This window comes from Carboxydocella sp. ULO1, assembly GCF_002049255.1.
In the GTDB taxonomy this organism is placed as follows: Bacteria; Bacillota.
Genome location: NZ_BDLQ01000031.1, coordinates 50,265 through 70,170 on the forward strand (window position 1 = coordinate 50,265; position 19,906 = coordinate 70,170).

A 19,906-nucleotide genomic window follows, 5' to 3' on the forward strand; every position below is an offset into this window, starting at 1 on the left:
GGTTACCAAGTTGCAGACTTTATGGGCTTTATTGAAGATATCACGATTGCATAATACAATTCCACTCGCATTCGTTCCATTCATGGGGGCGATCGCTTTCAAAAATGTTATACAAGTTGGACAGTATATATCCTGGCAATGTTTTTTTTTCCTAACCGTGTCTTTCCTAGCCCTAATGGTTGCTACTGCTATGATAAATGATTTTTTTGATGTAGACATAGATAAAATAAACAGGCCAAACCGTCCCCTAGCAAGTGAGAAAATAACTCCACAGACTGTAATAATAGCTGCCACCTTGCTTACAACTGCGGCCGTATTGACATTATGGATTGTGTTTGGCACTGTAGAAGGATTAATTGCAGTCGCCACAAGTATCCTGAATTTTCTTTACTCCAAACATTTAAAACTGACAGGTACTTTTGGAGAAGCAATTATTAGCGCAAGTAACGGGTTGGGCCTTTTCCTAGGGGATTATGCTGTAAACAACACAATCAGGTTCTCAACAATATTTTTATATGTGGTGATGTTGGGTTTTTTTCTCGCTTTTACATGGTTAGCCACTATTCCTGATGTTAAGGGTGATTCATTAAAATGCAGTAAAACATTTGCTGTTACAAAAGGAGTTGCTGCGGCGGGAAAATATGCTTTTATTCTTGCAATATTTACTGTGCTCGTTACTTATTTATCTGTACCCTATGTTAGGCATCCACTTAATTACGGCTTAGCTTTATCAGCTATTCACATCTATACAGTAGTATCTTTTGCTTTGGCTATGCTTAATGCTAAAAGAGAAGATTTTAGACTATTTTATTTTCTAACGGGATTAGCTACATATCTTGAAGTGGCCGGGTTAGTAATTATTTCTGCTTTGTTATGATATGTTTAATAAGCATACAGGGAGTTGTTAAATATGGGCGAAGGCAAGGTGTTAAATTATTTAAAAGAGCAGATAAAAAAAATGGGTTTGTGCTTTTGGGCCTTATGGATCCTGACAATGTTGATAAAAGGAGTATAGTACCTTTCGTCAAAGGTCTTGAGGAAGGAGGAGCTGATGCTATCTTATTGGGTGGTTCTACGGGAGCGGATGGTGAGGTAATAGCGGAAGTGGCTAAAACTATAAAGGATTCCCGGATAAAAATACCGCTTATCCTTTTCCCGGGTAATGCTGGGGCAATAACAAAGTATGCAGATGCAACGTATTTTCTGTCTATTATGAATACGAACGATGCATACTGGGCAGTACAGTACCGAGTTCTAATGGCTCCCTATGTAAAAAGATGGAATGTTGAAAGCATATCGGTAGCTTACATACTAATGGAAGATGGAGAAACAGCTGGCTGGGTTTCATGTGCTAGAGTTATACCTAGAAGAAAATCGTATTTGGCAACTCTTTGTGCATTAGCGGGGGAATATTCAGGTTCGGACATAATTCTTCTTGATTCGGGTTCCAACAGCCACATGGATATTCCTGTAGAGGCTATAAGTGATATAGTCGCTAATGTTTCCAAACCGCTTATTTATGCGGGAGGCATAAAAAGCATTGAACAGGCAAAAAAAGTAGTAGAATCAGGAGCCGCAGGAGTACAAATTGGCTCATTATTGGAAAAAACTGAAAATGTGGCGGCGATAATAGCTAAATTTAGAGCGGCCATGTGGGAAGGGTACTGTCAGAGGAAAAACCGAACTTTCGGAACAGAGTTGATTAATAAGGAGGTATCAGAGCTGGTGTGAAAAAAAATGAAACAATTGGGAAAATAGGCGAGATTGATACCATTACCAGAATGCTGAATTATATGGACAGATATCCTAATCAGTATAACAAACCTTTTGGTGCTGATGCTGAAATTCTTGAACTTAGTAAAGGAATAGTACTGGCATTAACAATAGATACGTTAGGAAAAGAGGATTTTGTGGCAGGATTTGATTCTTATAATGCAGGGTGGCATGTTGTAAATGCCAACTTCAGCGATTTGGCGGCAGTAGGAGCCCAGCCTGCAGGTATCCTTATCTCCCTTGTAGTACCCAGGGACTTTCCAGCTGATAATATTGTAAAAATAAGCCAGGGAGCAAATGACGCTGTTAGGGAATTCGGAGCATACATTATGGGGGGAGACTTGAATTATGGTGCGGAACTGCAACTTACCGGGTGTGCTTTCGGTTTAGTAGAACAGGGAGGTGCCATAACAAGAATAGGAGTAAAGCCTGGAGATTATGTCTATATGACTGGGCATGTAGGGGGATTTAACGGCGCCGCCATCTGTACCATCAAAAACCTTGATTTCTCACCCTTTCGGGGTATTAGGATTAGAGCGCGGGTAGAAGCAGGTAAGCTTATAAAAAAATATGCTTCTGCTTGCACCGATACCAGTGATGGTGTCTTAAGTGCTATTAATAATTTGATGATGGTGAACAAGGTGGGTTTTTGTCTGGAAGACAGACCTGAAATATATCTGCCTCAAGCCTTACAGTTATGTCAAAAATTACGCTATCCTTCAGAATTACTTCTGGTTGGGGAAGCAGGGGAGTACGAACTTCTTTTTACAGTTTCCGAAGAAAAAAGAAGACAGTTGCTCGATGCATGCTTTTCACAGGGAATTGTGTTAACTTATTTAGGGCGTGCAACAGATTCTAGTATCTGTACCCTTATTAAAAACAACAATGATTACATACTTGATCCCAAATATTTTAAAAGACTTTATCAGGAATCTGCCTCACCAGAAGAATATTTGGAGAAATTACTTACTTTTGGGTTTAGGGTTTAGACATACGGTAATATCTCAAGACAATAAGGTCGAAATTTTCTAATTCAGTTTTTTAAAAAGATAACATAAATCCACCCTGTTTCCAAAGTACCTGGAAACAAGTTGCAAAAATGTAACTGGGCTTTTGATGATTACTAGTTTGAATTCCCTCCTTTGTCCCTGGGCATGTAAAGTTGGTTGCTGCGCTGAAGAGCATCAACCATACACACTAATTTGCGTGGAGAGAACCAATGCGCAGCGATAATTTTTTAAACGTGGCATCATCTATCAGATGTACTGAAAATTGCTGCTGGGGTCCAGGCATCATGGCCGGTCAGCAACTTCGCTGGGAATGAGCACTAAACCTAAAGTGCCGCTTTCGCCCGTTCTGCTGCACATGGGAGGGGAAACAATAGGATGTGCAAATTACGCGAAAAAAGTGCAAACCATGAGCTGTAGGTCACTCTATATAAAGGGTCAAGCCTCAAGGAGGAGAATATCTGTCTAGAAGCAATCTCATGATTACATTGTGCCTGGAAAAGCAGCAAAAAGGAAGTCTAATATCCAGTTTTTAAAGACCAATTTAGTACAAAAATGAAGGGTTATTTTACGGTTCTGGTTAAGTTTATAAATTAGGATACGAGCAAAGTGAAATTCTATGATGAAGTATGGAGAAATTAAAATCCTATTTAGGGAGGAGGTTTGAAAGATGTTAATTTTGCAGCGGTTAACCGAAGATATTGAGGCGGTAGAAAATCTGTTAACAAAAGAAATCAGGGATGCAAATCTTCCAGGATCGATAACAGAGGCCTGCTATTACGCTGTTATGTCAGGTAGCAAAAATATAAGACCCGCTATTTTGTTAAATATTTGTAAAGGTCTTGGCGGAAGAACGGAAGACGGGTTATACCCGGCTGCAGCTATAGTTTTGCTACACAATTCTACTATTGTTTATGATGATATTATTTGCAAAAACGAAATAAGAAGAAACAAGCCATCTGTATACAGCAAATTTGGAGCAGCGATCGGTATGCTGGTTGCTGATACTCTTCACTCATTGGCCTTCAAAACACTCTTGCATGCCAAAGGATTTTCATCTGAAACCGTTCTGGCAATGTTGCAAGTACTTTCTCAATACAGCGTAACATGTTTTGGTGGCGTGGCCGGGTATCTAAAGAGGCAGAAAGAAAATTTCCTGATATTAGCAGAATTAAATGACCCTGCTGAGAAATGTAAAGCACTTCTTGAGATTTTTAGTGAACAGGATTATCTAGAAACAGCCCGGATCAGGACAGGCGAAATTTTTGGTGCGGCGGCTAGGCTGGGAGCTTTGGCGGCTGGGGCATCTAACACTTGTCAAGAAGAAGTATACCAGTATGGTGTAAAACTTGGTACGGGATTTCAACTGGTTGATGACGGACTGGATTTTATTGATGGAAAAGACCTGGGAGGCAAGCCGTCAGGAAGAGAACTCAAAGAAGGTAGAATGAATCTGGCAGTACTTTTTTGTCTTCGTACGTTTTCTAAGCCGGTTTTTCTAGCAAAAGTAATTGGTTGCAATAATCCAGACAGATTTGCTTTAGAGAAAGCCCTACATGAAATTAAATCTTCTGGTGCTCTCGAATACAACTTTTATAGAGCAAAGAAGCTGATAGATGAAGCATTAACCCACCTCGAAATTTTACCTCCATCGCCATACAAAGACATCCTCCTTGAATTTCGTTGTGAAACCGCTTTAAATTACTATGGAATAGAAAACTTTTTAATAACCGAAGATAACGGGAGTCCTATACATTAACTGGTTTAAGAGGGTGAGAAACAATTGAAAATCGGTAGTGTAAAACTCGACAAAAACGAAAATCGCTTTGGCTTTTCACCAAAATTATTGAATTTATCATTTCCAGTAATATTAAACAGATACCCAAGTAATGAAACAATCGATTTGATTGAGAGTCTGTCATCATTCTACAGTGTACGTACCGAAAATATTTTGGTGACAAATGGTTCCTCCGAGGCTTTGGAACTCCTTTTTCGCTTTATTAAATCATACAGATACGTTGTGGTTCCAAAACCTTGTTTTTCTGGCTATAGAATTTTATCACAACTCCACGGAATAGTTTTTAAACAGCCAGTTCTTGACCTGGTTGATCGAGACGATGAAAATCTTACCGAGATGATTAAAGGGAGTAATGTTTTCCTATTAAGCAATCCGGTTAATCCTTCGGGTAGGTTGTTTTCACGTAACAAACTCAGGAAACTGCTTGAGTGTTTTAAGGATGTTCTTTTTATAATTGATGAAGCATACGGAGAATATTCCGAGACTACGGTTACGGACTTTATCCAAAATTATTCTAATCTGATAGTAATTAAGACTTTTTCAAAAGCATACGGTTTAGCAGGTTTACGTGTTGGTTACATAATTGGTTGCAGTGAACTAATCAATAGGTTACGTTCCTTCAAAATTCCTTATAGTGTTAACAGTATGGCTTTAATAGCGGCTAACATTGCCTTAGAAGACCAGGAACATCTTAAAAAAGTAATTGCTTGGACAAAAGAAATGAGGGATTATCTAGCCCGGGAACTCATATCGCGTCAGTTTGTCGTGATTCCTTCATATGCTAATTTTCTTTTAGTAAAACCGCCTGTAAATTCAATTGCGCTGTGGAATTTTCTTTGTGAAAAAGAGATATTTGTTCGTAGGTTTAACGGCGAATTGGAAGGATGGTTACGGATAACTGTTGGTCCCCAAAATGAGATGGATACTTTATTGGCGGCGATAGATATTTATTTAAAGAATAAAAGAAGCGGGTGAGAATGTGGATTATGAAGTTTTGTTTAACCAATTGGTTACGTTTATTCCCCAGGGAATAACTAGGAAGGAAGCAGAGATTTTAATAAAGCAGTTTATTAACAACATTAAAGGTCAACCATTACTTAGGGTTATGAGTATTATTGCCCAGCAAAGTGAATTTACAGTGGAAAAAATGTACGACAGTATCGCCCAATATTACGAAGCGGCATTTTCAGAGCGTAAGCACATAATGGAAAGTCTGACTCTTATCAAGCATAACAAGAGGTACTCTCTGGCTATTGATCTAGGCTGTGGAACTGGGTTATCAACGCAGGCTTTGTTAAATATTGCCGATTTTGTTATTGGTTTGGACATTAGCAATAACATGTTAGCTAAAGCTCGTAAACGGATAGATTCCACTAAAGTAAAGTTGCTCAAGGCTGATTTTACAGAAAATATTCCTAAACTAGAAGAAAGGGCTGATTTCATTTTTAGTGTGGGAGCCACCCGTCATATTCCCGAGGGAAAGGAGTTTGTTTTCCTTGAAAATGTTGTGAAACTTCTAAAACCCGGTGGGGAATCAATCATTACTTTTGTAACTCCGGCAGAAAATTTGGGATCAGCCTATTTAGACTATATCATACGTAACTGGATGGAATCTAAAGGCCTTTGTGAGAGGAGATTTTCTGTAAAAGAAATCAAGGACTTATATAGTAAGACTGGACTTACTATAACTGAGTTAAAACTTAAAAGATCGGGTTTTCTTTATGATAAGGTATTTGTTTGTGCAGTAAAATAAAGGTTAATTGGAGTGAGGCAAGGTGGGGGATAAAAGCTTTTTTAACATCCAGAAACAATTGTTAACTCTCTATCTATGTATAGCAGTGGGGGGGATAGGTATGGGAGTAGTTATTCCTCTTATCCCTCTGACCCTGCGGGACCAGGGCATAAGTACAACAACTATCGGGCTAATCGCAACCACTATGTCGGTGAGCGGAGCTCTGTTTGCAGTACCCATCGGAAAACTGGTAGATAAGTTCGGCAGCAAGGTTGTTCTGCTGACAGGTTTGGCTATCTACGGGGTTTGTATGCTGATTTTTCCCTTTGCGAAAACAATAATTTCTTATTATATAATAAGAGCTATTGAAGGTATTGGCTGGGCTGCTATATGGGTAGGAACCGAAACTATAATTAACTTGTTGAGTAGTCCGGAAGACCGGATTCGTAACCTTGGTTTATATGGGGTATTTACCGGTTTGGGAATCGGTGTAGGGCCTCTCCTGGGAATGACTGGATTGGAAAGGTTCGGTAATTATTTTCCATTTATAATAGCCTTTGTCATTTCCCTCCTGGCCATGTTGATGGTCCTCTTTTTTGTGGAGAACATTAAGGCGAGCTATAAGAAAGAAAAACAGGTGGATAGTTATTTAATTTTAGGGTTAATCCAACTTCCCTTACTGGCTGCTTTTCTTTATGGAGTAACCGAAACAACGGTAACCTCTTTTCTGTCCCTTTATCTCCGTGAACTAGGTCTTAACAGTGTTGAGACGGGGACAATTATTACCATCTTTGTGCTGGGGGGAATTGCAGTACCTCCCTTAGTGGGATTCTTTGTCAAGGGTTTAAACAAGTTTATTATACTTTTGGCTGCGGGTTTAAGTTTGACGGCATGTACTCTGGCCTTCCCCTGGTTTAAAACTTCTCTATTATTGAACGGGGGAACCTTGATTCTCGGTGGCAGTGCGGGGCTTTTGTATGTAACGGCCTTGTCTATAATAGGTGACCGAGTTGACAGAAGCCACATGGGCACAGGCAACGCTTTGTTTACCAGTTTGTATGGGATAGGAAGTATTGTTGGTCCGATAACGGGAGGAGTCAGTTACCAGTATTTCGGGCCCAGGTTTATATTTTATCAGATTGCTGCCATGGCTGCAGTTGGCTTGATTCTTATATTGATAATCAGGTTAACTAGTTTGATTTACCGTAAAGTTTTAGGCGAAAAAGAGACTATTGGAAAGGAACGTGAGTCTTATGAATAATTTTTATGATGTTATTGTTATTGGGGGCGGTCCGGCCGGTTTAAATTTCGCACGTAATTATGGTGAAGGCTGTCTGGTACTTGAAGCAAAAACGGTTGTTAACAAAAATAAAGTCTGTGGTGAGGCGATTTCCCAAAAATGTCTGGAAGAATTAGGTTTTGATACTCTCTTAAATAATTATAATTTCATTTACAAGAGAATCAAACGGTTTCGTATATATGGTCCTGATATGAAATTCAAGGAGACAAAAGATCTGGAAAATGAAGAATTAATTGTTGACCGTGACTGTATGATTAAATATGTGGCTGTAAAAGCCATTGAGGCGGGAGCAAAAATCAATGTTAATGAAAGGGTACACCAAGTTATCCGTTTACCTGATAAAACTTTGGAAGTATTAACAGGTAAACAAAGCTACCGTTGTAGAATTGTGATTTTTGCCGACGGCATTAAATCAATGGCCCGTTTACTGGGATTTTCTTTACCTTTTGGGAATCATGTGGCAGTCTGTTTTCAGTATGAAATGGCCAATGTCATTTATGATGACGAAAGTGTGATTGAGTTTTTTCTTTGCAAGGAAAAGGCACCGGGGGGATATATCTGGATTTTTCCTAAGGGAAATAATCTGTTTAATGTCGGGGTTGGTCTTGAAAGAAAAATGAGAATAAACCCGGCTTTTGCCTTGGATAGGTTTATAGCCGAAAACCCCGTAAGATTCAGGAATGCATGTCCGGTGGGAATAGGAGCCGCCATGGTGACTATGTCAGGACCTATTGCAGACCCGGTCGATGATGGTTGTATTGTTATCGGAGAGGCAGCCGGCTTTGTGGATCCACTAACTGGCGGAGGAATTAGATCTTCCGCCAAATCAGGTAGATTAGCAGCTATGGTGACAAAAGAAGCTATACGTTTTCATGATACTAGCAAAAAGTTTTTGCGGGGTTTTTATGATGAATATATGAAAGAAGAAGGGAAGAGTTTTCAAAATAGTGCAAGGTACCGTGATCTTTTAGGGAATTTTACAAACGAGCAATTGACTGAATTTCTTCTGAAGGTATCGGTAGATGAGTTTTGTGCCGTAAGCTTTTAGGGGGATTAATTATGCTTGCTTCTATAGAAATTATACAGTTACGCAAAGACGAGCATTTGCAAATATGTATAGAAAACGATGTGGAATATAGTATACGTACCACAGGATTTGAGAATTTGGTCTTAAGCCAGCAATCACTTCCTGAAGTAGATTTTACAAATATAGACCTAACTTGTGAAATTGCAGGTAAGAAACTCTATGCGCCGATTATAATCTCGGCCATGACGGGCGGTACGGATTACGGTCATTATATAAACAGAAATTTGGCGGCAGCTGCCCAAGAATTAGGTGTGGCCATGGTTACCGGTTCCCAGCGGATAGCGATTGAATATCCGCAGTTTGCCTCTTTTTTTCAAATACGCGATATTGCCCCCGATATTCTTCTGTTTGGCAACCTCGGAGTAGTTCAGCTTAATTCCGGATATGGGATAAATGAATGCCAACAGGCAGTTGATATGATCGGGGCAGACGGTTTGACCCTTCATCTTAATGTACTGCAGGAATTAATTCAACCAGGAGGAAACACTAATTTTAAAGGTTTATACCAAAAATTACGAGAATTAGTGGAGAGGGTTAATTTCCCTATTATCGTTAAAGAAGTGGGGTTTGGACTGTCCAAACAAACTATTGAGAGTCTTGTTGATATCAATATAATGGGAATCGACGTAGCAGGGGCAGGAGGCACTTCGTGGATTAAGATTGAGAACCTGCGCCGGGAAGCGACGCTTCCAAAGGAAGTACTTCTGACTTTGGAGTCTTTGGCTATTTCGACTTATGATTCATTGCAGATAGCAGTGGCAAGAAAAAGGGACAAATTGGTAATAGCCTCCGGTGGGATCCGGACGGGAGTTGATGCCGTCAAGGCCCTAATTATAGGTGCCGACTTGGTAGGAATGGCCCTGCCTTTGCTTAAACCTGCAACTGAATCGGCAGCAGCAGTGAAAAGGTTTTTGGAAAATTTTATTTGGGAAATGAAAGTTGCCATGTGTTCATTAGGAGTAGAAACGTTAAAAGATTTAAAAAAAGTTGGTTTCAACGAGGTAGGTGGAAAGATATAAGATGGAAACAATTTTTGCCGATATGTTGCGGGATTTGAACGGGTTTCTGGAATCGCAGGTAAGGAAACCAGTCAATGAAGATGTAAAAATACTTTACGAAGCAATGGCTTACTCCTTGTTAAATGGCGGGAAAAGGATTAGGGGACTACTAACCATGTCGGCATGCCAAACTTTTTGTGGTTCTTATAAAAGGGCGCTTCCTACAGCTTCAGCTATAGAAATGATACACTGCTGGTCCCTTATCCACGATGATTTGCCTTGTGTGGATAATGATGATTTCCGGAGGGGAAAACCGTCTCTGCACAAGGTATATGGTGATGCTATGGCGCTTTTTGCTGGTGATAGTCTTCTCGTTGGGGGATTTAATGTATTGATTGAAGGGAACCGCGCTTTTGGATTAGAGCATGAACTTATCGTAGATTTAGTCAAAGAAGTCAGTTTGGCGGTTGGGCCACTTGGACTGTTGGGGGGCCAGGCTATGGACATGGAGTATCAGGGTAAAGTTGTTGACTTTGATACTCTGAGTTCGATTCACCACTATAAAACAGGGGCCCTTCTGAGGGCTTCAGTCTATACAGGTGCCATGATAGGCGGAGCCAATCCCGAAGCCCTTGAGGGAATATCGAAATTTGGCACGTATTTGGGAATTGCTTTTCAGATAGTTGATGATATTTTGGACGTAATCGGCGATAAAGAGAAAATGGGTAAAAGTGTAAGAAAAGATAACAGGGACAAAAAAAATACTTATCCTGCGTATCTGGGAATTGAAAAGTCAATCGAAGAAGCTGAACGGTTATATAACATGGCTTTAGTTGAGTTAGAGAATATGGGAATAAAATCATCTCTTCTGCATTCACTAGCGACTGCAGTGATTTATAGAGATAGATAGGAACTCTAGCAGCGATACACTTTAGCTGTAAAATGAGGTTAAAATGTAGTATTATAACATAATTAGGCTTCATTTCACTTTGGGTTATATGTTTCTTGCGAATATAAACAAGATTTGTTTTTACTTAATTAATGTAAATAATACAAATTTTTGTTTGTTATTTTTTTAAAATTTAAATTTTCAAAATTAGTTCAGCATTTTTCAAGAGGTTAACGGATGTCTTTAACTTAATTAACTGACAAACTCGGAAGATTTATTGCTGAAAGGATGGTTGCAGGTGTTTTTTGTACTCCGAGTTGCATTGAGACTTCTTTTATCACGAAAACGGCAGAGCGTTATAACAATATTAGGAGTTGCTATAGGGATAGTCGTACTAGTCGTAATCATTTCCATGGCAGAAGGTTATAAGGAAAAATTCATAGAAAAAATCGTGCGCAACACACCCCATGTAGTATTAAAGGCTGAAAAGGTCGTATATAAAACTGTTAATTCCTATTTAGATAGAGCTGTTTGGGTATCCGGTTCACAGAATGATCATCAGATAATTCGACAGGTAAGCAGTCTTATTAATACCGTGACCGGTGTACAAGGTGTTAGAGCTGCTTCACCTGCGGTGGTAACCGAGGGCATGATAAGTAAAAAAAATAAAAATGCTTCTGTGATAATAAAGGGCGTTAAGTTAAACGAAGAAAAACTGGTTTCCGATGTGCTGGCCAATATTACTGAAGGTTATATACAGGATAATAATTTTTACCGGGGTATTTTACTCGGGACGGCACTGGCTCAAAAACTGGGTGTAGCACCTGGAGATAGAATTAAAATAGTTTTACCGTCTGGCAGCAGTGAGGAATTAGAGGTGCAGGGCCTTTTTAAGAGTGGTGTCTGGGAAATCGATACTGGTGTTGTTTATACACACATAGGTGTATTGCAGCGAATGCTGAACATTCAGGGATATGTCAATGAAATCAACATAAAAGTTAATGATGTGTTTCAGGCCAATCAGGTGGCAGAAAGGTTAAGTAAATTAACCGGATACAAAACGGTGAGCTGGCTAACAGCGAACACTAATATTATTTCGTCGATCGAACTGACCAATATTTTTCTTTACTTGGTGGTTTTATTTACGGCGGCTGTAGCCGCCATGGGAATTGCCAATGTACTTATTATGGTTGTGATGGAAAAGGAGAAGGACAGTGCCATTCTTAGAGCTATGGGAGCATCTTCTCGGCAAATCCAGTTGATTTTTCTTATCCAGGCTTTAATGATCGGAATAATTGGGTCAGTTATTGGGTGTCTAATAGGTTTTGCATTAGTGATAGGTATTTCCATGGTTCCCTTGCATTTATCTGGTGATGCCTGGTTTATTGAGACGGAGTCATTTCCGGTAAAAGTGGAACTTTTATATTTTTTGACAGCATCAGCTTTTTCGATTTTAACCAGTCTGCTGGCCGGATTAATTCCGGCCCGTAGAGCGGGGAAGGTGTTGCCGGTCGATATCCTGCGGGGTGAAGTATAAATGGAAAAAGAGATTATTGTAGCCAGGGGTTTAGTAAAGACTCTTGTAAAAGGGGAACCTACCAATATCATTGACGGCGTAGACATTAAGATTATGTCTGGTCAGTTCGTGACCATAACAGGTCCGTCGGGATCTGGGAAGAGTTCTCTGCTTTACTTATTAAGTTTACTGGACCGACCTACCCGGGGAGAAATTACGGTGGACGGTATAAAAACATCGGGACTTTCGGAAGAAAAGCTTACTGCTTTACGTAAAGAGGTAATGGGATTTGTATTCCAGTTTCATTTCTTATTGCAGGAATTCACTGCATTAGAAAATGTAATGATACCTCTGCTAATCCGAAGGGTACCCTGGAAAGTAGCTAAACAGCGGGCACAAACCCTTCTGGAAATGGTAGATTTGGGGCACAGACTGAACCATTTTCCCAAGGAATTATCCGGAGGACAGCAACAAAGGGTATCCATTGCCAGGGCGCTGGTTACTGAACCCAAAATATTCTGGGGGGACGAACCGACAGGAAATCTTGATTCCCGCAATACTGAGGCTATATATGAGTTGCTTAGGAAGTTTAACAGAGAGTTGGGACAGACCATAGTTGTGGTTACCCATGACAAAGATTTAGCCATGCTATCAGACCGTACTATTGAGATAGTGGATGGTAGGGTTGCACGTGATTTTTGCAGAAAGTTATAGCAATATGTCATGCTCTTAGATTTTTTGAAAGTTTAAATCTCTAAAATTATGAAATGAGGGAAGGTTAAGATGAAAAAGAGGACCTGGGTATACCTGGCTTCGATAATTATTAGTGTTATTAGCATTTACTGGTTGTTAAACATTAATTATGATCAGAATCTGGGTAAAACGGTCCTGGCGCGTCGAGAAAAGGTTATAAAGATTATAAGGATGAACGGGAAGGTCAGGTTGGCCCAAAAACATTATGCGACTGCTCCTTTTGATGGTAAGGTAACCGATGTCCTGGTCAAAGCAGGTCAGAAGGTTAAGCCAGGAGAAATACTGGCACGGGTACAAAATAAAGACCTAGAGACAGATTTAAAGAAAAAGGAAGCCGAAATAAAAAGCGTTCGAGCCGAGTACGAAGCTGCCAGGCAAAAGTTATCAATTAATCGGATGCAATTAGAACTCCAGCTTAAGGAAAAGTGGAGACAAATGGAACTGGCTCGAGAGGAACTTGAGAAGGGAAAAGAACTTTATGCAAATGGTGCTATAGCTCAAAATGAGTTACGCCGCCTTGAAGATAGTTACTACCGTGTTTTAAATGAGGTTGAAGTTGCAAAGAGTAACCTGGCACAGGAAAAAGCTGAAATCCAAAAACTGGAACTACAAGCACTTGCCAGCAAAGTCGAGTTAATTGAAACAGAAATTAAGGCTATTAATGAAAAACTAAAAAAGGCAGAGATAAGATCAGACCAGAAAACCACTGTATTAAAAAAATTAGTTGATGAGGGAGAAAAAGTAATTGAAGGCCAGAGGCTTTTTATACTGGGTGATTTATCAAAGCTTGAAGTTGTGGCCTATGTTAATGAAGAAGAGCTGGGCCAAATTGAAGTAGGTAAACAAGTGTTTATCTACCGCGAGGGAAACGATCAGAAAAAAGTTAAGGGAGAGATCGCTACGATTTCTCATTTGGCCAATGATTTAAAAAATGAAATTGGCACATCTGTCCAATATGAAGTTACTGTTGTAGCGGATAATATAGCCGGAGTATTTTTTCCTGATGAAAATGTAGTAGTAGAATATTTATTAGAAAATAACCAGGAAATGATTACTATTCCATCCCAGGCAGTTATCTATAGAGATGATGGAACTTATGTTAATGTAGTTAAAGGAAAGGAGAAGGAACTTCGAAAAATTACTATAGGTAGTCAAGGTGGAACTAAAGTAGTCGTGCTTTCAGGATTAAAAGAAGGGGAACAAGTAGCAATTGGCGAATAGATCGCCTTGTACAATTCTCCGGCAAGCTTTGGCTTCCAATAGTATACATGAGTCACATCCTGCTAACATTTGTTAAAACCGAGCGACAATTCGTTAGTTTCTTATCGTTCAATCGTTCTTTGAAGACCTACCACTTGTTCTATTTTCCCTCCTTGTCCCATAAGATGTAATGGACAATCTATTGGGAGGGAAAAGACAATGAAACAGAAACTGGCCTTAATAATGATGCTGGTTCTGTTGCTGACAGTAACCAGCGGCTGCAATGGCGTCAAGGGGGCGCTGGCCTACCTGCTGGGCAGCAAGCCAGTAGCTACACAGCCTCAGCAGGGGGGAGAAAAACCCCTCTGGCTGGGTAAACCGGAAGAGGCTCAAAAAAAAGTGCCGCAATTAAAAGAAGTACTGGTGTATTTCCCGGATGCCCGGGGGCAGCTAATCGCAGAACAGCGGCAGGTGGACAAAAATCAGGGGATCGGCAAAGGAGCGCTGCTGGAATTGCTCAAAGGGCCCAAACAACATGGGTTATATCCGGCGGTACCGGCAGGGACGAAATTGCTGGGATTGAAAATACAGCAGGATGGGCTGGCGGTGGTTGATTTTTCCCGGGACCTGAAAGCTAATTTTAAAGGCGGCAGCCAGCAGGAAATTACCACCCTCTGGAGTATTGTAAATACTTTGGGGCAGTTCCCTACTGTCAAAAAGGTACAAATTCTGGTTGAGGGTCAAATCATTGAAACTTTAGGCGGGCATGTGGAAATCAATCAGCCCTTAGAACCTGATCAGACATTAGTTCCGGCAGGAAAAAATTAGGCCGCAAGGCCTTTTTTCTATTTTTCTGGCAGGAAAATAGCGAAGCTTGTAGAAGTTTTAACAAAATGGCTAATCTGTGAGCGAAGAGGGGGAGGAGAATGACAAAAACTCGCAAGATTTTTCATCTTCTGCTATTCATTTCCCTGTTCTGGCTGTTATTGCCAGGTTGGGCCATAGCCAGCGGTACAGCAACGGTAACGGGGACAAAGCTGAATATTCGCCAGTTTCCCTCGACAACAGCAAAAATTCTTGGGCAAGTCAAAAAGGGGGACAAGCTACCGGTTTTCAGTCAAAAAGGAGATTGGCTGCAGGTCAAATTTGGCAAACAAACAGGCTGGGTTTTTAAAAGTCTGGTTAGTTATCAGGCGGCTAATTCCCAGACCACTGCCGTTCGACCAGTACAACAGCAAACAACAACTTCTGGAACAGGCAGCAATTATGCGACAGTAACGGGGACAAAGCTGAATATTCGCCAGTTTCCTTCGACAACAGCAAAAATTCTTGGGCAAGCCAAAAAGGGGGACAAGCTACCGGTTTTCAGTCAAAAAGGAGATTGGCTGCAGGTCAAATTTGGCAAACAAACAGGCTGGGTTTTTAAAAGTCTGGTTAGTTATAAACTGGCTCAGCCGGAGGCAAAACCGGTTAACCAGGCTCCGGCTGCCGTGCAGAAAACAGTTTATGTAATCGCTACTACCGTCAATCTGCGGACTGGCCCGGGCACTAACTACGCCAAAGTAGGGGTAGCCAGACAGGGGCAGGAATTAAAGGTGGTTGCCCGGCAAACAGCCAGTGACGGCAAGATATGGTACAAGCTGGCTAATAACGCCTGGGTAGCAGGCTGGCTGGTGCAGGAAAAACCGCAGGTAACGCCTGTCAGCAGTCAACCTCAGGACAAACCTGAGCCGGAACCGGTGCCAAACCTGCCGCCAGCTGAGCAGGGCCTTTATATTGACATCAGGGCCATTAAAGAAGGGGATGGCACCAGGATTAAGGTTTATGCCAACAGCTCTGTTACCGATCAGGTAGTGCTGGAGAAACAGGATAGACAGTGGAAAGTGATACTGCCAGGGGCGAAATTGCTCAATCCTTTCGATGGGGCGGGACAAAGCTGGCCCGGGCTGGAATTACTCCAGGTCCAGCAGCTGGAAGATGATGCTGCTGGGATAGTGCTGACAGCAGTATATAGCAGTGTTTATGCTCCGGTGCTGATTCCCGGTCAGGATGGGCGCAGCCTGGAGATTCTGGTAGGTCTGGGCCGTCTGCAAGGACGCACGATTGTGATTGATCCTGGTCATGGTGGTACTGACCCCGGTGCCATCGGCGGGGTGCTGAAGGTTAAGGAAAAGGATGTAAACCTGGCTATCGCCCAGCGGGTACGGCGGTATCTGGCGGAAGAAGGGGCCCAGGTCATCATGACCCGGAAAGGGGATACCTACCCAACCCTGGCGGAACGCTATACCCTGGCCAACGACCAGCAGGCCCAGCTCTTTGTGAGCATCCACGCCAATTCCAATACTAGCAGCAGTGTTTATGGTTCTGCTACCTATTACAACAATGAAAACCGGACTTCTGAGGAAATTGCTGCCCGTCTCAAACTAGCGCAACTGATTCAGGAAGAGATTTTGAAAATCCCAGAGCGCAAGGCCTTTGGAGCCAATAATGGCGTCTGGCTGGACAGCAGGGGCCTGGCGGTTTTGCGAGGCACCAGGATGCCCAGTGTGCTGGTAGAAACGGCCTTCCTCAGCAATCCTACCGAGGAGCAGCTCCTTAATGATCCCGGTTTTCAGGACCAGATAGCCCGGGCCATTGCCCAGGGAATAATTCGCTATTTCACGGAATAAAGGTTCATCAGCACCTCTGTGCAGCAGAGGTGTTTTCTTTTATTTTTGGTGCATATTATATTCAGAAAAAAATTTTGCAGTTAGCAGGAAAAAGCCATAGACTTGTCGAATTGGACTAATACATTAGTCCAATGCTCCATTAGAAAGGTGGTGAAGGAATGAACCTGAAAATTGAAATAGATCGCAAGTCCGGAGTACCGATCTACATACAGCTCAAAGAAGGAATCAAGCGTTTGATCGAGACCGGCTACTGGGAAGCGGGTCAGAAGATTCCCACCGAGCGGGAACTGGCGGAAATGCTCAATATCAGCCGCAATACCGTCAGCATGGCCTATAAAGAGCTGGAGGGGGAAGGGATTCTGGTTTCTACCCAGGGTCGGGGGACGTTTATTACCGATTCTGATGCTGTTCTGCGCCAGGAGGGGCGGAAGGAGCGGTTATTGCGGATAATCGATGTGGCTCTGGAAGAGGCGGCGGAAATGGGCTTTTCCCTGGATGAATTTGTGGCCATTGCCCATGTGCGGGCCCGGGAGAAGAAAGAGATGCTGGCCCGCATGAAAATCGCTTTTGTGGAATGTAACCGGGAACAGCTGGACTATTTTAGCCGGGAAATGCATCTGGGTATGGGGATTACCATCCTGCCCATCCTGCTTGAGGATTTTCGCCGCCAGCCGGCAAAAATCAATCAGGTGCTGGAAAATGTCGACCTGGTGGTCTCTACCTTTTTTCATTTGCAGGAAGTCAAGCAACTGGTGGCCGACAAGAAAAAGACGGTGCTGGGCATCGCTCTAAATCCGGAGATTGAAACGATTGTCCGCATTGCCCGCTATCCCCAGGGTAGTAAACTGGCCATTGTTTGCCTCTCCGAGACTTTTGCGGCTAAAATCAGAGCGGCCCTGAAACAGGCCGGACTCAATCATTTGCAGCTGCTAACATCAATAAGTCATGACGAGGCTGAATTGACTGCTCTCCTGCAGGACGTGGATGCAGTGATTGTTTCTCCCAACCGGAAAAAGGAGATTCAGACACTGGTTCCCCGGCTGGATGTCATTGAAATGAGGTTTTTACCTGACCCTGAAACTATCAATGTAATAAAATCGGCTTTACTGGAGCTTAAAGATAAATAGAGGTGATTGCTGTGGATAAATTTGCCCCCATAGGTGTATTTGATTCTGGAGTGGGCGGCCTGACTGTTGTCAGGGAGCTGTTGAAACATCTGCCAGCAGAAAATGTGATTTACTATGGAGATACCGCCCATGTCCCCTATGGGTCAAAAACCAGGGAACAGTTACTGGCTTATGGCCGCGGTATTATGGAGTATCTGACTGCTGCCGGAGTAAAACTGGTGCTGGTGGCCTGTAATACCAGCTCTTCTTTGACCCTGGAGGCTCTGGCGGCGGAATTTCCTGTCCCGATGATCGGCATGATCAAACCCGGGGCCAAAGCGGCAGCAGCAGCCAGTAAAAACGGGAAAATTGGAGTGATTGCTACAGAAGCCACCACCCGCAGCCAGGCTTATCCGGCGGCGATCAAAGCTCTGCGGCCCGAGGCGGAGGTGCTGGGACAGGCTTGCCCCAAATTCGTTCCGCTGGTGGAGAGTGGTCGCTTTGATACAGAGGAAACGGTTGAGGCGGTGCGCGAATATGTCCTGCCCTTACTGGCAGAGGGCATAGATACTCTGGTTTATGGTTGTACCCACTATCCTTTCCTGGAGCCGGTGATTCGCCGGCTGGCAGACAGTAACCTCACCCTGGTGGATCCGGCCCAGGCAGTGGTGAGGGAAGCGGAGCAGCTGCTGGCCAGCAGAGGACTGGCAGCAGAAGGGGGGCAGGGTCAATATCGCTTTGTGGTCAGCGGGGATCCCCTGCAATTTCAGCGGGTAGGAAAAATTCTGCTGGGAGATATTATAAAACAGGTGGAAAAGGCAGACAGGTAACGGGGAGGATTCAGTCATGGCAAGAAAAAACAATACCCTGGTTCTGGGGGTAATAGGTGCTGATGTTCACGCTATTGGCAACAAAATTCTGGACCACGCTCTGACCGCTGCAGGATTTAAAGTGGTAAACATAGGGGTAATGGCCACTCAGGAGGAGTTTATCAATGCCGCCATTGAGACCGATGCCGCCGCTATACTGGTGGGTTCGCTGTATGGGCATGGTGAGCTGGACTGCCGGGGGTTAAGGGACAAGTGTATTGAAGCCGGGATTGGGGATATCCTGCTTTATGCTGGCGGTAACCTGGTTGTAGGTAAACAGGATTTCGCTTCGGTGGAGGCGCGCTTCAAAACGATGGGTTTTAATCGCGTTTATCCACCGGGCACATTGCCGGAAGTGGTAATTCGAGACCTCCGGCAGGACTTGGGGGAGGGAGAATCCAATGACAGCGAGGGCCCTCTTGGTTGATTTCGGCAGCACTTACACCAAGGTAACGGCAGTAGACCTGGAAAAACGGTGTTTACTGGGAACGGCCAGAGCCTTTACTACCGTTCAGGAGGATATTAATATCGGTTTGACCAGGGCCTGTCGCCAGCTGGGTGAAGAGCTGGGAGAAGATCCGCTGACTTACCCCCATAAACTGGGCTGTTCCAGTGCAGCCGGGGGTTTAAAGCTGGCGGCAATCGGACTGGTACGGGAATTGACAGTGGAAGCGGCCCGCCTGGCTGCCCTGGGGGCTGGAGCGCGGCTAACCCATGTGTTTTCCCGTTTTCTTACTCCGCAGGATGTGGAACAAATGGCTGCTACACCTCCTGATATTATCCTGCTGGCCGGAGGAACCGATGGAGGAAACAGGGAGACGATCATTGCCAATGCCCACACTCTGGCTGCCGGCTCTTTACGGGTACCGGTGGTGGTTGCTGGCAATAAAGTGGCAGCGGCTCAGGTGGCGGAGATTCTCAGCCAGGCCGGTTTTCCCGTGCGGGTGACGGAAAATGTTATGCCAGAACTGAATCAGCTCAATGTGGAACCGGCCCGGGAAACCATCCGGGAAGTCTTTCTGGAACGGATTATTGCCGCTAAAGGGCTGGATAAGGCAGAAACATTGCTGGGGATTGTAATGCCTACCCCGGCAGCAGTATTACAAGGAGCGCGGCTGCTGGCAGAGGGGACTCCAGGCCAGAGGGGCTGGGGGGAGCTGCTGCTGGTGGACATTGGCGGGGCCACTACGGATGTGCATTCCATTGCCG

19 protein-coding genes are annotated in these 19,906 nt (G+C 43.2%); all 19 read left to right on the top strand.

Annotation, left to right across the window (positions count from 1 at the left end; genetic code table 11):
• The first annotated feature begins 10 nt into the window (after window positions 1-10).
• Window positions 11-877: a UbiA family prenyltransferase gene (locus tag ULO1_RS06260; protein WP_079933184.1), complete on the top strand. Its 867-nt coding sequence runs from the start codon at window positions 11-13 to the stop codon at window positions 875-877.
• Complete coding sequence (locus ULO1_RS06265) at window positions 874-1,731, top strand: geranylgeranylglyceryl/heptaprenylglyceryl phosphate synthase (protein WP_079933185.1); 858 nt, start codon at window positions 874-876, stop codon at window positions 1,729-1,731. The genes ULO1_RS06260 and ULO1_RS06265 overlap by 4 nt, the downstream gene beginning before the upstream one ends.
• Window positions 1,728-2,762 (top strand): thiamine-monophosphate kinase, encoded by a 1,035-nt coding sequence (locus ULO1_RS06270; RefSeq protein WP_079933186.1) that lies wholly within the window; start codon window positions 1,728-1,730, stop codon window positions 2,760-2,762. Before ULO1_RS06265 ends, ULO1_RS06270 begins: the two co-directional genes overlap by 4 nt.
• Before the next feature lie 688 nt (window positions 2,763-3,450).
• A complete protein-coding gene (locus tag ULO1_RS06275) occupies window positions 3,451-4,539 on the top strand; it encodes a polyprenyl synthetase family protein (RefSeq protein WP_079933187.1) in 1,089 nt (362 codons plus the stop codon).
• A 24-nt stretch (window positions 4,540-4,563) separates the two neighbouring features.
• Window positions 4,564-5,553, top strand: a complete 990-nt coding sequence (locus tag ULO1_RS06280) for a histidinol-phosphate transaminase (protein ID WP_079933188.1) — start codon at window positions 4,564-4,566, stop codon at window positions 5,551-5,553.
• Window positions 5,554-5,557: 4 nt separating this feature from the next.
• Window positions 5,558-6,331, top strand: coding sequence for a class I SAM-dependent methyltransferase (locus tag ULO1_RS06285; protein ID WP_079933189.1), 774 nt, complete (start codon window positions 5,558-5,560; stop codon window positions 6,329-6,331).
• Between the two features lie 22 nt (window positions 6,332-6,353).
• Complete coding sequence (locus ULO1_RS06290; RefSeq protein WP_143325418.1) at window positions 6,354-7,571, top strand: MFS transporter; 1,218 nt, start codon at window positions 6,354-6,356, stop codon at window positions 7,569-7,571.
• Window positions 7,564-8,658, top strand: coding sequence for an NAD(P)/FAD-dependent oxidoreductase (locus tag ULO1_RS06295; protein WP_079933191.1), 1,095 nt, complete (start codon window positions 7,564-7,566; stop codon window positions 8,656-8,658). Before ULO1_RS06290 ends, ULO1_RS06295 begins: the two co-directional genes overlap by 8 nt.
• Before the next feature lie 11 nt (window positions 8,659-8,669).
• Window positions 8,670-9,716, top strand: a complete 1,047-nt coding sequence (gene fni / locus ULO1_RS06300; protein WP_079933192.1) for a type 2 isopentenyl-diphosphate Delta-isomerase — start codon at window positions 8,670-8,672, stop codon at window positions 9,714-9,716.
• A gap of 1 nt (window position 9,717) precedes the next feature.
• Window positions 9,718-10,605 carry a polyprenyl synthetase family protein gene (locus ULO1_RS06305; protein WP_079933193.1) on the top strand — a complete coding sequence of 296 codons (888 nt, stop codon included), beginning with the start codon at window positions 9,718-9,720 and terminating at the stop codon, window positions 10,603-10,605.
• A gap of 277 nt (window positions 10,606-10,882) precedes the next feature.
• Window positions 10,883-12,121, top strand: a complete 1,239-nt coding sequence (locus ULO1_RS06310; protein WP_143325419.1) for an ABC transporter permease — start codon at window positions 10,883-10,885, stop codon at window positions 12,119-12,121.
• A complete protein-coding gene (locus ULO1_RS06315) occupies window positions 12,122-12,814 on the top strand; it encodes an ABC transporter ATP-binding protein (protein WP_079933195.1) in 693 nt (230 codons plus the stop codon). It begins immediately after the preceding gene.
• Window positions 12,815-12,883: 69 nt separating this feature from the next.
• Complete coding sequence (locus ULO1_RS06320) at window positions 12,884-14,074, top strand: efflux RND transporter periplasmic adaptor subunit (RefSeq protein WP_079933196.1); 1,191 nt, start codon at window positions 12,884-12,886, stop codon at window positions 14,072-14,074.
• 198 nt (window positions 14,075-14,272) lie between these two features.
• Entirely contained in the window at window positions 14,273-14,881 is a 609-nt protein-coding gene (locus ULO1_RS06325) for a GerMN domain-containing protein (protein ID WP_079906977.1), read from the top strand.
• A gap of 98 nt (window positions 14,882-14,979) precedes the next feature.
• Window positions 14,980-16,722, top strand: coding sequence for an N-acetylmuramoyl-L-alanine amidase (locus ULO1_RS06330; RefSeq protein ID WP_079933197.1), 1,743 nt, complete (start codon window positions 14,980-14,982; stop codon window positions 16,720-16,722).
• Window positions 16,723-16,880: 158 nt separating this feature from the next.
• The gene (locus tag ULO1_RS06335; RefSeq protein WP_079906974.1) at window positions 16,881-17,849 is read left to right on the top strand and encodes a GntR family transcriptional regulator; all 969 of its coding nucleotides are present in this window, start codon (window positions 16,881-16,883) and stop codon (window positions 17,847-17,849) included.
• Window positions 17,850-17,860: 11 nt separating this feature from the next.
• Complete coding sequence (murI, locus tag ULO1_RS06340; protein ID WP_078664326.1) at window positions 17,861-18,658, top strand: glutamate racemase; 798 nt, start codon at window positions 17,861-17,863, stop codon at window positions 18,656-18,658.
• A gap of 16 nt (window positions 18,659-18,674) precedes the next feature.
• Complete coding sequence (glmS, locus tag ULO1_RS06345; protein WP_078664325.1) at window positions 18,675-19,124, top strand: methylaspartate mutase subunit S; 450 nt, start codon at window positions 18,675-18,677, stop codon at window positions 19,122-19,124.
• On the top strand, window positions 19,099-19,906 hold an 808-nt coding region (locus ULO1_RS15140; protein ID WP_200805652.1), incomplete at its 3' end, for a glutamate mutase L. The genes glmS and ULO1_RS15140, both read left to right, overlap by 26 nt.

Bases quoted from the DNA above. Each gene is read 5' to 3' on its own strand.
- ULO1_RS06320 (WP_079933196.1), top strand. From the start codon at position 12,884: ATGAAAAAGAGGACCTGGGTATACCTGGCTTCGATAATTATTAGTGTT.
- ULO1_RS06315 (WP_079933195.1), top strand. From the start codon at position 12,122: ATGGAAAAAGAGATTATTGTAGCCAGGGGTTTAGTAAAGACTCTTGTA.
- glmS (WP_078664325.1), top strand. From the start codon at position 18,675: ATGGCAAGAAAAAACAATACCCTGGTTCTGGGGGTAATAGGTGCTGAT.
- ULO1_RS06295 (WP_079933191.1), top strand. From the start codon at position 7,564: ATGAATAATTTTTATGATGTTATTGTTATTGGGGGCGGTCCGGCCGGT.
- ULO1_RS06265 (WP_079933185.1), top strand. From the start codon at position 874: ATGATATGTTTAATAAGCATACAGGGAGTTGTTAAATATGGGCGAAGG.
- ULO1_RS06325 (WP_079906977.1), top strand. From the start codon at position 14,273: ATGAAACAGAAACTGGCCTTAATAATGATGCTGGTTCTGTTGCTGACA.
- ULO1_RS06305 (WP_079933193.1), top strand. From the start codon at position 9,718: ATGGAAACAATTTTTGCCGATATGTTGCGGGATTTGAACGGGTTTCTG.
- ULO1_RS06330 (WP_079933197.1), top strand. From the start codon at position 14,980: ATGACAAAAACTCGCAAGATTTTTCATCTTCTGCTATTCATTTCCCTG.
- fni (WP_079933192.1), top strand. From the start codon at position 8,670: ATGCTTGCTTCTATAGAAATTATACAGTTACGCAAAGACGAGCATTTG.
- ULO1_RS06275 (WP_079933187.1), top strand. From the start codon at position 3,451: ATGTTAATTTTGCAGCGGTTAACCGAAGATATTGAGGCGGTAGAAAAT.
- ULO1_RS06335 (WP_079906974.1), top strand. From the start codon at position 16,881: ATGAACCTGAAAATTGAAATAGATCGCAAGTCCGGAGTACCGATCTAC.